This is a genomic window from Duncaniella muris (genome assembly GCF_003024805.1).
Taxonomy (GTDB): domain Bacteria; phylum Bacteroidota; class Bacteroidia; order Bacteroidales; family Muribaculaceae; genus Duncaniella; species Duncaniella muris.
The window spans coordinates 16944-31500 of sequence record NZ_PUEC01000027.1 but is presented as its reverse complement, the minus strand read 5'-3'; the positions used below and the strand labels follow the sequence as shown (position 1 = coordinate 31500).

9 protein-coding genes and 1 pseudogene are annotated in these 14557 nt (G+C 43.6%); 7 read left to right on the top strand and 3 right to left on the bottom strand.

Going from position 1 to position 14557, the window contains the following annotated elements; all coding sequences use genetic code 11:
• Positions 1-83 precede the first annotated feature (83 nt).
• The 3 genes and pseudogenes from C5O23_RS10975 to C5O23_RS10960 form a co-directional block, all read right to left on the bottom strand.
• Positions 84-2375 carry an inorganic phosphate transporter gene (locus tag C5O23_RS10975; protein WP_107032991.1) on the bottom strand — a complete coding sequence of 764 codons (2292 nt, stop codon included), beginning with the start codon at positions 2373-2375 and terminating at the stop codon, positions 84-86.
• Positions 2376-3062: 687 nt separating this feature from the next.
• A pseudogene (locus C5O23_RS14555) lies at positions 3063-3203 on the bottom strand (ZIP family metal transporter); the annotation flags it as partial.
• 106 nt (positions 3204-3309) lie between these two features.
• Entirely contained in the window at positions 3310-4266 is a 957-nt protein-coding gene (locus tag C5O23_RS10960; RefSeq protein WP_107032989.1) for a LuxR C-terminal-related transcriptional regulator, read from the bottom strand.
• Positions 4267-4464: 198 nt separating this feature from the next.
• Here C5O23_RS10960 and C5O23_RS10955 point away from each other — a divergent pair, with 198 nt between their 5' ends.
• The 7 genes from C5O23_RS10955 to C5O23_RS10925 are packed head-to-tail and all read left to right on the top strand — an operon-like array spanning position 4465 to position 14520.
• Entirely contained in the window at positions 4465-5964 is a 1500-nt protein-coding gene (locus tag C5O23_RS10955; RefSeq protein WP_161553600.1) for a PepSY-associated TM helix domain-containing protein, read from the top strand.
• A gap of 13 nt (positions 5965-5977) precedes the next feature.
• Positions 5978-6451 carry a calycin-like domain-containing protein gene (locus C5O23_RS10950; protein ID WP_107032987.1) on the top strand — a complete coding sequence of 158 codons (474 nt, stop codon included), beginning with the start codon at positions 5978-5980 and terminating at the stop codon, positions 6449-6451.
• 12 nt (positions 6452-6463) lie between these two features.
• Complete coding sequence (locus C5O23_RS10945; protein ID WP_107032986.1) at positions 6464-8590, top strand: TonB-dependent receptor; 2127 nt, start codon at positions 6464-6466, stop codon at positions 8588-8590.
• Between the two features lie 2 nt (positions 8591-8592).
• The gene (locus tag C5O23_RS10940; RefSeq protein ID WP_107033001.1) at positions 8593-12918 is read left to right on the top strand and encodes a cobaltochelatase subunit CobN; all 4326 of its coding nucleotides are present in this window, start codon (positions 8593-8595) and stop codon (positions 12916-12918) included.
• Positions 12918-13601, top strand: a complete 684-nt coding sequence (locus tag C5O23_RS10935) for a hypothetical protein (protein WP_107032985.1) — start codon at positions 12918-12920, stop codon at positions 13599-13601. The genes C5O23_RS10940 and C5O23_RS10935 overlap by 1 nt, the downstream gene beginning before the upstream one ends.
• Positions 13598-14191: a MotA/TolQ/ExbB proton channel family protein gene (locus tag C5O23_RS10930; protein ID WP_107032984.1), complete on the top strand. Its 594-nt coding sequence runs from the start codon at positions 13598-13600 to the stop codon at positions 14189-14191. The genes C5O23_RS10935 and C5O23_RS10930 overlap by 4 nt, the downstream gene beginning before the upstream one ends.
• Positions 14191-14520 carry a DUF2149 domain-containing protein gene (locus C5O23_RS10925; protein WP_107032983.1) on the top strand — a complete coding sequence of 110 codons (330 nt, stop codon included), beginning with the start codon at positions 14191-14193 and terminating at the stop codon, positions 14518-14520. Before C5O23_RS10930 ends, C5O23_RS10925 begins: the two co-directional genes overlap by 1 nt.
• Positions 14521-14557 lie beyond the last annotated feature (37 nt).

The following is a 14557-nucleotide window of genomic DNA, read 5'->3' as shown; positions in this document are numbered from 1 at the left end:
TTAGCGCTAAATGGCTGATTGTTTAATTTTGCCGAAAAGCGGTCATTAACTCCGCTGACGGTTGGTTTGTCCAATCAAGAATATCAGGCCGGCAGTGGTTGGTGACGGTCTTCGCCTGTCGGATGGCTTCTGAACTGGGTGTCACGCAATTTGGCGTAGGCACGCAGATACTTACGCAGGCCCGAAACCATTTCCTGAGTTTCCTGAAGCATGTTCATATACACGTAGAGCACTGTCATTGAGGCCGAATCGCCCTCGCGGAGCTGATCATACAGCCGGTGATACGTCTCAGAAATCAAATCCTTGATCTCGTCACAGTGCCGGCGCAGCATCGGAATCGCCTCTGTGCCCCCGGTATCCATCATGGCCAGAGTGTCGTTAAACAGAATCTCTACCCGCGAGCAGATCTCCCGGAATTCCCCCACATAGGCCTGCGGGAGAGGCAGGAAGTTGTTTTCCACATGCTCCTTGCAGATCTCGCTGATTCGCCGCAGATTGTAGAGAATCCCCATGCAGCAGTTGTTGCTGAGATAGAACCAGGTGCTTTTCTCGATGGCCGTCTCATGGGCCACCTGACGCAGACAGAGCGTCTCCTTTCTGCGGTCGTTTTTCAGTATGCTCTTCTGACGCGTCAGATTCGACTCAGCCTTGCCGAGCGCTCTGACATTCTCGCTCACAAAAGCTTCGGCTATGCCGCGGTATGACTCTCCGGCATATGACAGAAACTTTTCCTGCTGCTGGGTGATGTAGAGCAGAAGCAGATTCCAGTTCTCGCTCTTATCGCCAGAAGAAATGATGGTCTGAAACATCACATCGCCGTTTTCCTCCTCCTTGCGGGCCTTGAAGCGGCGGTTGCTGCGTATGATCAGGAAGATGGTCAGCGCTCCGAGAGCTATCATCACCCAGTGGCCTCCGAGATGCATCAGCAGGGCAATGACTCCGGCGCCCATGAAAGCCGCACCGGCGGTGATGAACCATCCGCCAATGACGGAGATGACACCGGTGATGCGGAACACAGCGCTCTCACGCCCCCATGCCCGGTCGGCAAGCGAAGTACCCATCGCCACCATAAACGTTACAAACGTAGTCGACAGCGGGAGCTTCAGCGATGTGCCGAGCGCGATCAGAGCGCCCGCCAACACCAGATTCACAGCACCTCTGATAAGGTCGAAGGCCGCACCCTGGTCCATGATGGTCTCATCGGTATTGAACCTGCGGTTAAACCAGCGGCGCACATGGGGCGGCGTCACACTCCTGACCCACGCTATAACCCTGAGAGCCCAGCGCACAAGCCGGCGGGCTATGCGCGACGACCCGAACAGCTCCTCGCCTCCCTGCTGCGAGCCGAGCCCGATTTCGGTTTTTGAAACATTGTGGGTCTTCTTCGAGGTGGCAAGCGAAACCACCATTATCACTCCGGCCCCGATCAGGAACCACACCGGAGTGTCTGACGGACCGTTGAGCGACCCCATCAGAAAACCGTGAGCATCGCCGGCACCGTTTGCCATATAATCATTATATGACTCAAGTCCGCTCAGCGGCACTCCAATGAAGTTGACAAGGTCATTGCCGGCAAAAGCCATAGCCAGCGCAAACGTGCCCATCATCACTATAACCTTCAGCACATTGACCTTCAGCATATGGAGCAGCTGCATGACCACAGTGAATAAAACCAGGCTTCCGCCGAGTATCAGCCACGTATTGGCCCCGATCCAGGCTTTTGCCTCAGGAGTCATGAACACCATTTCCTTCACACCCTTGAGAAGAAGGAAGTAGACGATGGCCGTAGCGCAGATACCGCCGAAGATTCCGATTTTCCACTTCATGTGGCTGCGGTAGTTGAACGAGAAAATCATTCTCGAAATGAACTGCACCACAGTGCCGAAGAAAAATGCCACAGCAACCGAAAGAAAGATACCGAGGATGACCGACAGTGCTTTTTCGGTGTTCAGCAGATCATTGAAGCCGAGCTCCGAGCCTCCGGCCATCTTGATCATAGCCACCGCAAACGTAGCGCCCAAAAGGCCGAAAACCATCGAGACGGTGGTCGAGGTTGGCATTCCGAGAGTATTGAACACGTCAAGCAGTATGATGTCCGTGACCATCACCGCCATGAAAATGCAGATCAGGTCATAAAACGCAAAATGCTCCGGCCTGAAAATGCCGTGGCGGGCAATGTCCATCATACCGTTGCTCATCGCAGCGCCGATAAACACACCTATCGAGGCTACGATCAGTATTCGCTTGAACGAGGCCGCTTTAGAGCCTATAGCCGAGTTCAGAAAGTTGACAGCGTCGTTGCTCACCCCCACCGACAGATCGAATACCGCCAGCAGAAAAAGGAAGATCACAACGCAGAGAAACAATATGTCCATGTAGCGTGAGGATTACTTGATGTTTATGAATTAAATCTTGTATTTGTTTTATAACAACAAAGTAAGAGCTTAAACATTTCAAAAATGTTTCAAAAACATCAATCAATTATGAAATTTCGGAGCAAGGTTTCACTAACGGCGGTGGAATGCCTGACGACTTCAAGCACTTTCTTGAACAGAAAATCACCGAACGCCTTTCAAATCATAGCAATATGAGGCAAATGCCCCGGCATGAGCATCGAGGAAGCCTTGCGCTGTTTCTGAAATGAGCACAGAGCAAAATTGCGATGAAAAGGCCATAAACTACACTGACATCAACTGCCATCAAGAGAAGCAAAGATACCGGCCGTTGATCCTATCAGCAGAGGAACACCCTCCGAGAATCAACACAATAAGCATTATTAAGTAATGTCGCGCATTGATGCCTTTGTAAATCCCCGGTGAGAAAACTCCTGTCGAGCCACATCGAGAATACGGCGGTTTATATCTTGTTTAAGAATCTGCATAAATGAACTAAGTTCTATAATTCACTGTAAAATTACTCAAAAGCAATGAACTACACAATACCTAATAGTAGTGAGTGACCGATTGTTGATTGCAAATCAATCAGATAAACTGCAAACAATGAACAAACAAAAATAGTGTTCATTATTGCGTGTCAAGGGCTACGGACAACATGGTAAACTTCTAACCCAATACTACATCAAGTACCATCATAAGGGCAAAACCGACAGCAAAACCGATCGTCCCAAGATTGGAGTGTCCATCTTGGGCTGTTTCAGGTATAAGCTCTTCAACCACTACATACATCATTGCTCCCGCACCAAAAATTTAGAACTTTTTATTTCATACAGCAAAGTTAGATTGAAGTAGAGTATCCCACAATACTTAAAAATTGGATAAATCAGGGCTGAGAGATTGTCTTAATGTATAATTATCTATGTGGGTTTACATCTTTTATATCAACTAAATTATTGAGTATCGCAAAAACCGCCAGTCCCACTGATGAATGGATTTGTAGTTTGGCAGAGATGTTTCTGCGATATGTTGTCACTGTATGTATAGAAATTAATAACTGTGACGCAATTTCTTTATTTGACAAGCCTTTGGCAACGCAGCATATTATATCCTTCTCCCGATCAGTCATAGAATCCAGCAAATCTGTTTTTTCATCGTCGCTGTTGCTGTTTTTTACTGATTCATGACGTGACAACTTCAATGACTTTTCGAGTTTCTCAACTGCCGGGATAAAGAGTTTATTCTCAATCTCACAATGGTTCTTTAACTCATTGCCACAATAAATTATGTCGAATAATGCTGATGTCAGTATTTCATTGTCCTTCACATGATAGTGTCTTATAAACAGGTCTTTAATTTGAGAAAGCTTTTCTGTCATACTACTGTGATGTGAGGAGTAGTCAGTAATTCGGAACTGCTCATTAGTAACGTCGTTCAATAAGTCGGTCACATAGCAAAACACCTCATCGTTTTCATGTTCCATGTGATTGTGTACTTCCTTCACATAATCATCAAAGAATTTCAGAAGCAGAAACGCTACGTCGTTTATATCGGAGCAATTAATAGCCTCTATGAGTTTCCTACGGATGGAAGGCAATAGAAAGTCAAGGAAGTGTGTATGGGCTTTCCTTAGATATCCCATTAAAGCAGGCAGCGATATTTCAAATTGTGAATAGTTTTGTCCGTATAGGAAATTGGAAACTGCAAGGAATGACTCCATATGAACATTGTCTTCCTTACATGCTTCGCCAACTGTCTTATCGCCGAATCCGAAAGACAGTCCAAACCGACTTAAAACTCCTAATATATGAGGTTCATCCTCTATAATGGCTTTAAGGCGATCACCAGGAAATATTGATTGATTCTTTGACATAGTTTGATAGTTGAAACGGGGCTGTAAATCCCCATGCAAAATTACTATGAATATAATACCTACACCATACCTAAAAATGAGTGTTTTTCCCTGGGGAATTAAATCATGACTACCTTAATTGCTCTAATTTATCCGATTTTTGAGTATTGTGTCAGTTTCCGGATACAAATAATTTTGCGCCCAAAATTTATCATCAACATGAAACCAAAGAAGCACAAAAAATGGAAATGGCTCCACAAATGGGCGGGACTATTGGTCTCCGTCTTCATGTTGTTGTTCTGTCTATCCGGGATAATCCTCAATCACAGGGACACGTTTTCACAATTTAATATTGACCGCTCCTGTTTACCTTCATCATACAAATTAAAGAACTATAACTATGGGATAATCCGAGGTACATTGCCACTTGACAAAGATAGAATACTTGCCTATGGCTCATGTGGGGTGTGGTTGACGGATTCGATATTCAGCAATTCTTATGATTTTAATGCCGGACTACCGACAGGTATAGATCGACGAAATGTCAGAAATATCATAAAGGATCAGAGTGGACAAATATGGTGTGCCACAACTTATGATTTATATAAATTAAAAGGTCATGAATGGAAGCCGGTTGATTTACCAAAAAATCACTCAAAGATATCTGATATTTCATCTACACCTGACAACTCAGGAATAATTGTCCTTACTCGTTCAAACATCTATAGAGTATCACATGATGATATTAAGGAGTTAACTTTACAGGCTCCATTTGATGAGGATAATAAAATAAGTCTATTTAAGTCAATATGGAATCTGCATAGTGGTGAGCTGTGGGGGCTACCAGGTAGGATTGCTGTTGACATTATAGCCATAGTATTGATAATCCTGTCTTTGACGGGTATTATCTTGTTTATCTTGCCATTTTCTATTCGTCACAGTCATAAAACAATCCTTCCAGCGAAGATTCTAAAATGGAATTTCAAATGGCATAATCTAATCGGCTATTTCACTATTGTCCTTACGATACTTGTAGTGTTTACAGGAATGTGTTTACGCCCACCATTGATGATACCTTTTGTCATGACAAAGACATCACCGCTTCCCGGATCGAGTCTTGATACTGATAACTATTGGCATGATAAACTCCGTGCTATACGCTGGGATGAAGATAATCAAAATTGGATGATTTCAACATCAAAAGGATTCGTGCAATTAAAGGATTTTTCATCAAATCCAGTCATTATCCCTTCGGATAAAAGCCCGGCAGTAAGTCCGATGGGAGTCAACGTATTTTATAGAGAAGCTCCGGGAGTATGGATCGTCGGGTCTTTTAGCGGAATCTATCGTTGGAAACCCAATGAGGGGAAATGCTATACTTTTCATGATAACACTATTGTTGACCCCAATAGACGAAATTCATTTGGATTGGCAAACGACATAGTTAGTGGCTACAGTGCTGATACCTATAAGCCTATCGTATTTGATTATGCTAAAGGGACTGAAGAACTGCATCCTATGGGCAGTGACATGAGAAACCAACCAATGTCTTTATGGAATTTTGCCTTGGAACTTCATGTCGGAAGATGTTATTCATCATTTCTTGGTCCGGTATCAAACCTTTTTGTCTTCCTGTCGGGCATTATAATATTGTTAGTGTTGGCATCAGGCTATATAATAAGTTGTAAAATCAAAAAATCACATAACATAAACCAATAATTTTTTTAATCACATGAAACAAATCAAGTTTCTTTTTGCCACAATGATGGCGGTTGTCTTCTTGACAACATTCTCGTCGTGCAGCGACGAGAAAGACGAGCCTGCGGTTCCCGCAGCGAAAACAATTCAGGGTACATACGCAGGTGATCTGGAATGTACAGTGATGGGCAGTGCTTCGATATTCGAGGACAAGACGTTCACTGTCAACGCCACGGATGAATCAACTGTTTCTGTTGTGCTCCCTGCTTTTGGCGAAGCACCAATGGCATTGCCGTCCATCACTCTCACCGGAGTAAAAGTAACAGAAGCAAATGGCGTGGTCACTCTGGCTACTACAGAAGTAACCGGTCAGACCGATGCAGGAAAATCCTACACATGCACCTTCTCCGGCACGGTTCAGGATAAAACCCTGAATCTTAAGTTCAATCTTCAATATGGCGCAATGCCTATGCCGATGATTTGTTCTTCAACAGCTCTGAAACAGTAACTCACTCCGGCAATGGAAAGAATTAAAATTTTCCTTGCCATCTGCGGACTAACGCTCCCTTTCATCGGACTCGCCGATACCTTTAACGGCCGGGTGGTCGATGAAACGGGGAGTCCGTTGATAGGCGCAACGGTCAAGGCATCCAATGATAGGATTACGACTACTAATACTGATGGTGATTTCAGTATTAGTGTAGAAGGCTCCACTGCAAAGCTTCAAATATCATATATCGGATTCCTTACAGAGACGTTTATATTAAAAAGCAATACCGGCAAACATGAGTTACGGATGACTCCGGATATAGGTGCCTTAGAGGAAGTAGTGGTCACTGCAACCCGTACACCAAAGGCTCTGAAAGATGTTCCTGTTGTCACACGATTAATAACTGCGGATGATATACGCAAGACTGACGCAACAAATATACAGGACTTGCTGACAGAAGAGCTTCCGGGACTTGAATTTACATACGCAATGAGTCAGGAGACATCATTAAATATGAGTGGCTTTGGTGGAAAATCCGTTCTGTTCCTTGTTGACGGAGAACGGCTTGCCGGAGAGACAATGGACAACATTGACTTCAACCGACTCAATCTTGACAATGTCGGTCAGGTTGAAGTTGTGAAAGGTGCTTCATCTGCGTTATATGGTGCCAATGCCGTAGGTGGCGTTGTCAACCTTATCACCCGTGAGAGTAAAGAACCATGGCGTATCAATCTCAATTCAAGATATAAAAGTCTCGGAAATGAATGGAGATCAGGCGCAGACCTTAACTTTCATTCCGAGAAATGGACATCAAACACAAACTTTCAGTATAATACTTCTGAAACTGTCAAGCTTACTGATGCATTTGATACCGAATCGAATCTGCAAAACTTATATGGAGGACGAACATTCAACGTCAAGGAACGACTGTCTTTCCAGCCATCGAATGCATTACGCTTGACAGCAAGAGGTGGATATTTCAATAGGACGAGCACTCGAATAAATTATGACGACCACTATATTGACTATACTGCGGGGCTCCGTGGAGTATGGAATATAGGAGTCGGAAAGACTCTTGAATTATCATACAGCTACGACCAGTACGATAAGCAACGATATGTAAACGACCGACGCACCCACGACCATGACTATAGTAATCGTCAGCATATCGCTCACGCTTTATATACTCAGTTCTTTGGGAATAACGTATTAACGGCTGGAGCCGACTACATGAATGATTATCTTCTGACTTATCAGTTCGTAAGTGGAGAAACTCATTCACAGTCTTCAGTTGATGCTTTTGTTCAGTTTGACTACAACCCATTGTCTTGGCTGAATATTGTAGCAAGTGTACGTGAGGATTATTTTTCGGAATCAAAAAACAATTCGGTCACAGCCCGACTTGCCACTATGTTCAAATTCAACCGTTTTTCAGTGAGGGCTAACTATGCCGGAGGTTTCAGAGCTCCAACCCTCAAAGAAATGTATATGAATTTCGATATGGCAGGAATACAAATGATTTATGGCAATCCTAACCTTAAACCGGAGAAAAGCCACAACTTCAATCTTGCGCTTGAGCATAATGGTCAGATCCGTAACAGTATTTTTGCCGGTTCCTATAGCATGAATGCAATGGGCTATTTCAACAGGTATGACAGCCGAATCACCACCACTGACTATCCTGGGGATTCGACCAATGAACCGGGAGCCATCTATTGTAACGAGGATGGAGTAAAAGTAGCAGGTATAGATATTTCAGCACGTTACAGACTACAAATGGGATTGGGAATGACGTTGAATTACAATTACCTGCATACAATGGGAAGAACCGTTGACTCTCAGTTTTCCAATCCCCGTCCACACTCCATGACTTGGAGGCTGGATTATGAAAGACGCTTATGCAGTGCGTATAAATTTTATGCCGGTATATCCGGAAGGTATCTTGCCAAGCCGGAATCAAAGTATGACACAGACAATGCTTATTCTGTTTGGAAATTCACGCTCCAACAGGAGGTATGGCGCGGGATAAATGTCAATTTTATAATTGACAATCTGTTGAACTATCGACCTAAAGTATATTACTGGAACTCACTTCCTACGCTTGGACGGACTTGGTCGATAGGAGTATCATTAGATATTGACACAATGTTCAGATGAAAATGACAAGAAAAAAAATAATTCTTGCATCAGTAGCAGTGGTGATTTTAATTACCGTTGCTATTGTTGCGTGGAGAAGTATGGCATCATCCACAAAAATAGCGTTCGTAAACTATCAGCCAATCACTCTCGGAGAAATCGGTAAAGCCAATGATAACTCTTTCATTAAGATAGAAAATCTTGATGTCGAAGATTTAGAAAATGCCTCTAAATTCGACATGGTATTTGTCAATGGAATGGGATTGAGAATCACCGAGGAGCAGCGTGAGTCATTGTCAAAGGCAGCGGAGTCCGGCACACCTGTAATAACGACAGCCGCCACAAATCCCGACAATTATATCGTATCAATCGATTCCGTTGACACGGAATTTCTGAAACAGTATCTTCAAGGCGGTGGTCGTACGAATTATAGAAGTATGCTCAACTATGTAAGAAAATATATAGATGGCAAAAAACTATTTATTGGCGAAATCAGCGACCCCAAACAGGCACCAAGCGGAATGTTTTATCACCAAGACCTCAAGGATCCTGACAATGAAATGTTATATTTCGATTCATTGTCTGAATATAGGAACTTCCTAAATGAAAACAATTTGCTTAAATCCAACTCTCCTGAAATTATTCTGACCGGACAGATGGGGGTCCCCGATGAATTGATAGCCGAATTGGAATCAACAGGCAACATCGTTTACCCCATTTCAAATATCCAGAAGGCAATCAACAACGGAATAACAGACAGTATCTCCCCATCGGCAATGATAAACATGGCTCACGGAAGGATGGGCGATGTCGTCGTGGAGTATCTGAAAGAAAAGAATATACCTCTGTTTTCGCCATTGAATGTCAATCGCGATTATGATGAATGGATGGATGACAAGATGGGTATGAACGGCGGTTTCATGTCCCAGAGTATCGTGACTCCCGAGATTGATGGTGCTATAAGACCTTACGCCCTATTTGCACAGTTTGAAGGTACCGACGGAGTGCCGGTGATAAAAGCTATTCCTGAACGACTGACTGAATTCGTTGAGACTGTCAATAATTATGTGAGTCTAAGGCATAAGTACAATAGAGAGAAGAAAGTTGTAATTTTCTACTTCAAAGGCCCCGGACAAAATTCTCTTGTCGCCGAAGGATTGGAGGTCGCACCCTCTTTATACAATATGCTCAACCGGCTCAAACAGGAAGGATATAAAGTGGATAACCTTCCTTCATCACTCGCAGTGTTTGAGAAATTGATCAATGACCGTGGTCGGGTATTCGGAAATTACGCGACAGGGGCAATGTCTGATTTTGTCAAAAAAGCCAATCCTGAGATTATAACCCGCTCCGATTATGAAAAATGGGCTGTAAATGATCTCGGTCAAGAAATGTCGGAAGAGATAACAGCTGTTGATGGTGAGTTTCCCGGTCATGGTCTTAAGACAGACAACGGAGATCTTGCACTTGCCAGACTTCAATTCGGCAATATTGTCCTTATTCCTCAGACGGCAGCCGGACTTGGAGATGATGATTTCAAAATTGTCCATGGTACGGATATGGCACCCCCTCATGCTTACGTCGCTTCTTATCTTTGGGCACGTAACGGCTTTAATGCCGATGCAATCATCCATTTTGGAGCACACGGTTCACTGGAGTTTACACCGAGAAAGCAGGTGGCACTCAGCAGTCGTGACTGGTCAGACAGACTGGTCGGCACAATACCTCATTTTTATATCTATTCCACAAGTAATGTAGGTGAAGCGATGATGGCAAAACGCCGAAGCTATGCCGGAATCATAAACTATCTTACCCCTCCATTCATGGAAAGCAATGTACGTGGCATTTACAAAAATCTGACTGATGCAATAGCATCCTATAATAAAGAAGTCGAATCAGATAATCCTGACAACAGTCGTCTTGATCCGGCCTCACGACTCGTGAAAAAGTATGTTGTAGAGCTTGGAATACATAGAGAATTGCGATTGGACAGCCTTATTTCAAAACCCTACTCAGCAAGTGAAATTTCCCGAATAGAGAGTTTTGCGGAGGAACTTGCCAATGAAAAAATTACAGGCGCACTCTATGTCATGGGAATACCATACGATAAGGATAAACTAAAATCGACCGTGTTGGCGATGACTGTTGACCCGATAGCGTACAGCCTGCTTTCTCTCGACAAACAACGTGGCAGGATAAAAGGCAATAAGTCTGAAGGACTGGCATTCACCGGTAGATATTTGACACCGGCCCGCACACTTGTCGCAAACATACTTTCAGAGAATCGAGTTGCCACTGATATCGAGATTTGTAAAATTGCCGGCATTTCAATGGATGATTTGCAAAGTGCCAGAGCAATTACTGAAGACCTCAATGGTTCAAAAGACCTATTCTCCAAGATGATGGTAATGGGGTCATCTATGCCGGTAGCCGCTCCAACTGCAAAGTTGTCTGAAAGAAAAGAAAGTCCCTCTACCAAAATGAAGAAAATGATGAATGCCACCGGTATGTCACCGGAGAAAGCTATTGAAATGGCAAAGAAAATGGGAGCAGATTCCACTGCCATTGCAAAAATGAGCGCCGCCATGAAGCGAAATTCATCAAAGTCAAAAGATAAAGGTACAGCTACTTCGAAAGCCATGACAATGTCAGCACAAAAATATACTAAAGAGGAGATAGATAATGCGACGGCAATAATGGAGATTGAACGCGCTGTCAGGAATGTCAGTCTTTATGCCGAAGCGTTGGCCAACAGCCCCGAATATGAATTGGCATCGGTTATCAATGCTTTGAATGGCGGTTTTATCGCCCCGACATCAGGCGGCGACCCGGTTCTCAATCCATTGGTTTTGCCGACCGGAAGAAATATGTTTGCTATAAATGCAGAAGAAACGCCTTCGGCTGTAGCATGGGAAAAGGGAAAAACTCTGGCAGATAATACTCTCAAAATGTATCGTGAGGCCCACAACGATTCACTGCCTCGAAAGGTCAGTTATACATTGTGGAGCAGTGAATTTATCGAAACCGAGGGCGCTACAATAGCCCAGATTCTATATATGCTTGGTGTTGAACCGCTGAGGGATCCTTTCGGACGTGTCACAGATTTGCGACTTATACCGTCTGAAGAACTTGGACGTCCGCGAATTGATGTTGTAGTCCAGACCTCCGGACAATTACGGGATCTGGCAGCTTCCAGATTATTTCTGATTACAAGAGCAGTAGAAATGGCATCACAGGCAAAGGATGACAAATATCCCAACTACGTTTCGGAAGGTGTAGTTGAATCCGAAAAGCATCTTGTAGATAAAGGAGTATCACCCAAAGAGGCTCGTGAGATGTCAACTGCAAGAGTGTTTGGAGGTGTAGATGGGAACTATGGAAGTGGAATACAGGAAATGGTTGAGGCTGGAGACAGATGGGATGACGAGACTCAGATAGCCGAGACTTATATCCATAATATGGGAGCTTCTTACGGCTCAGAGAAAGATTGGGAAAAAATGCGTGATTTCGCATTTGAGGCAGCTTTGACCCGTACCGATGTGGTAGTTCAGCCTCGACAGAGTAATACTTGGGGTGCGCTAAGTCTCGATCACGTGTATGAGTTCATGGGTGGTATGAATCTCGCTGTACGTAACGTAACAGGTAAAGACCCGGATGCTTACCTTGCCGATTACCGAAATCGCAGTCATGCAAAAATGCAGGAAGTAAAAGAAGCTATCGGCGTAGAAAGCAGGACAACCATCCTCAATCCGACATACATCAAGGAAAAAATGAATGGCGGTGCCGGGGATGCCTCAGGAATTGCTGATGTCGTAAGGAACACATACGGCTGGAATGTGATGAAACCTGATGTCATTGACAACGAATTATGGAACGACATCTACGACACATACATCGCTGACAAGCATAATCTCGGAACAATAGATTATTTCAAGTCTGTCAATCCCGCAGCCATAGAAGAAATTACGGCTGTAATGATGGAGACTGCGCGAAAAGGAATGTGGACTGCTACAGACGAACAGCTTTCTGCGCTGGCCAAACTTCATACGGAAGTCGTAAACGAGTATCAGCCCTCTTGCTCCGGATTTGTATGTAACAACACCAAACTCCGTGAGTATATCGCGTCAAATGTTGACAAGGCTACTGCCGATGCATATAACAATTCCATCAGCAATATTCGTGCGGAAAATGCCGGGGGCGATGATGGAGTAGTAATGAAGAAAGACGAACTAAACAACATCGATAAGGTCACACGTCGCATTAATAGCGGACTTGTGCTCGGAATAGTCGCGATATGTGCTCTTATCGTGTTCCTTGTCATAAGACGTCGCAGAAATTTGAATAAGTAATGGAGACGGTTGTTATTCTCATCATGTTTATGGTCGGTTTGAGCTTCGTGCTCAAACTGACCTTCATGCGCCCATGGCAAATGATAGCCGAAGCCGTGAGTCTGGCATTTGCTACCATATCAACTACAGATATTGCAATCAGCCAGTCGAAAATACAGATTTCAGAATGGCTACAGACTCCGGACTTGATGCTTTACCTGGCGGTAATCCTCACGATTGACGTTACATTACAGATTGCATTTTGCCTATTTATGATTAATAAACCGGATAAACTCAAGGGTAGAATTATAAAGAGTCTGCTTCTGTATATTCCCGGTTTGCTTATATTCCCCGTAGCATTTTATCTGCTCGTCCAAATTATATTCTCTAATGCCGGAATGGATTTTGACAATCTTGGCTACTGTCTGGGGATAGCAATAGTGATTATGATTCCATTGCTTGCTTATGGCGTAAGATACTTACTTCCTGAAAAGTCAGAACGGCTCGAACTGATTTTCTACATTAACTGTATCATTGGGCTTCTTGGAATTATAGCTACCGTAAATGGTCGGACTGCAACAGCCGGTGTAAATGAGGTTAACATTAATTCTTTATTGGCAATTATTGGAATCGCTGTAACCGGCAGTATTTTAGGGTACTTGCTATTTCGTAAAAATCAAAATAAACACTATAAACAATCATGAACGTAATTTCTAATATCCTCTACTGGATTTCGACGGGACTGCTTGTGCCTGTCATCGTATTGCTAATCTATTTCTTCATAAGGTCAATAATCCTCATAGGCGGATTCTTCGGACAGTATATGACAGAAAAGAAAACCGCAACAATGTTGGATGAGAAAGTCAAGGACCTCAATCTTTCAAACATTACTGATTTTCTTGCATCTTTTTCAGAGAGGAAAGGGATCTTGGTCATCAACTATCTGAATGAAATCTATAAATCAGCAGATAGCCCTGCGAGATTGGATATGCTCGTTTCAGAATACGAGCTTACCGCAGAGAAAAACATCGCGACATCTAAGATTCTTACTAAAATGGGCCCGATACTTGGTCTTATGGGGACACTGATTCCGATGGGACCGGCACTCGTAGGTCTCGCTACAGGAGATATAGCTTCTATGGCATACAATATGCAGGTAGCTTTTGCTACAACTGTGGTTGGGCTTGTGGTAAGTGCTATAGGATTTGTAACACAGCAGGCTAAGGAACGCTGGGCGTTGCATAATCTCATGATTCTTGACTTCATTGTTCAAACACTCAAAGAGAAAAAATAATGGCACGAAGACGTTCTATACTCCGGCGCGGAGAGGATTCTGATCCTATGAGCGTCGTGAGCAATCTTTTTGATGTGGCAATGGTGTTTGCCGTAGCTCTGATGGTTGCTCTTGTCAGTCGTTATAATATGACCGAAATGTTTTCTCAGGAGGATTTTACAATGGTGAAAAATCCCGGTAAAGAGAATATGGAAATCATTACAAAAGAAGGCGAAAAAATAAATCGTTATACACCTTCGGAAGAGCAAAACTCTTCCGGTAACAAAGGGAAAAGAGTTGGAACAGCCTACGAACTTGAAAACGGAGACATCATTTACGTACCCGAATAAATAGTTATAGCTGAGCGTTTGCATAAGAAGATACTTC

Bases quoted from the DNA above. Each gene is read 5' to 3' on its own strand.
- C5O23_RS10975 (WP_107032991.1), bottom strand. From the start codon at position 2,375: ATGGACATATTGTTTCTCTGCGTTGTGATCTTCCTTTTTCTGCTGGCG.
- C5O23_RS10960 (WP_107032989.1), bottom strand. From the start codon at position 4,266: ATGTCAAAGAATCAATCAATATTTCCTGGTGATCGCCTTAAAGCCATT.
- C5O23_RS10955 (WP_161553600.1), top strand. From the start codon at position 4,465: ATGAAACCAAAGAAGCACAAAAAATGGAAATGGCTCCACAAATGGGCG.
- C5O23_RS10950 (WP_107032987.1), top strand. From the start codon at position 5,978: ATGAAACAAATCAAGTTTCTTTTTGCCACAATGATGGCGGTTGTCTTC.
- C5O23_RS10945 (WP_107032986.1), top strand. From the start codon at position 6,464: ATGGAAAGAATTAAAATTTTCCTTGCCATCTGCGGACTAACGCTCCCT.
- C5O23_RS10940 (WP_107033001.1), top strand. From the start codon at position 8,593: ATGACAAGAAAAAAAATAATTCTTGCATCAGTAGCAGTGGTGATTTTA.
- C5O23_RS10935 (WP_107032985.1), top strand. From the start codon at position 12,918: ATGGAGACGGTTGTTATTCTCATCATGTTTATGGTCGGTTTGAGCTTC.
- C5O23_RS10930 (WP_107032984.1), top strand. From the start codon at position 13,598: ATGAACGTAATTTCTAATATCCTCTACTGGATTTCGACGGGACTGCTT.
- C5O23_RS10925 (WP_107032983.1), top strand. From the start codon at position 14,191: ATGGCACGAAGACGTTCTATACTCCGGCGCGGAGAGGATTCTGATCCT.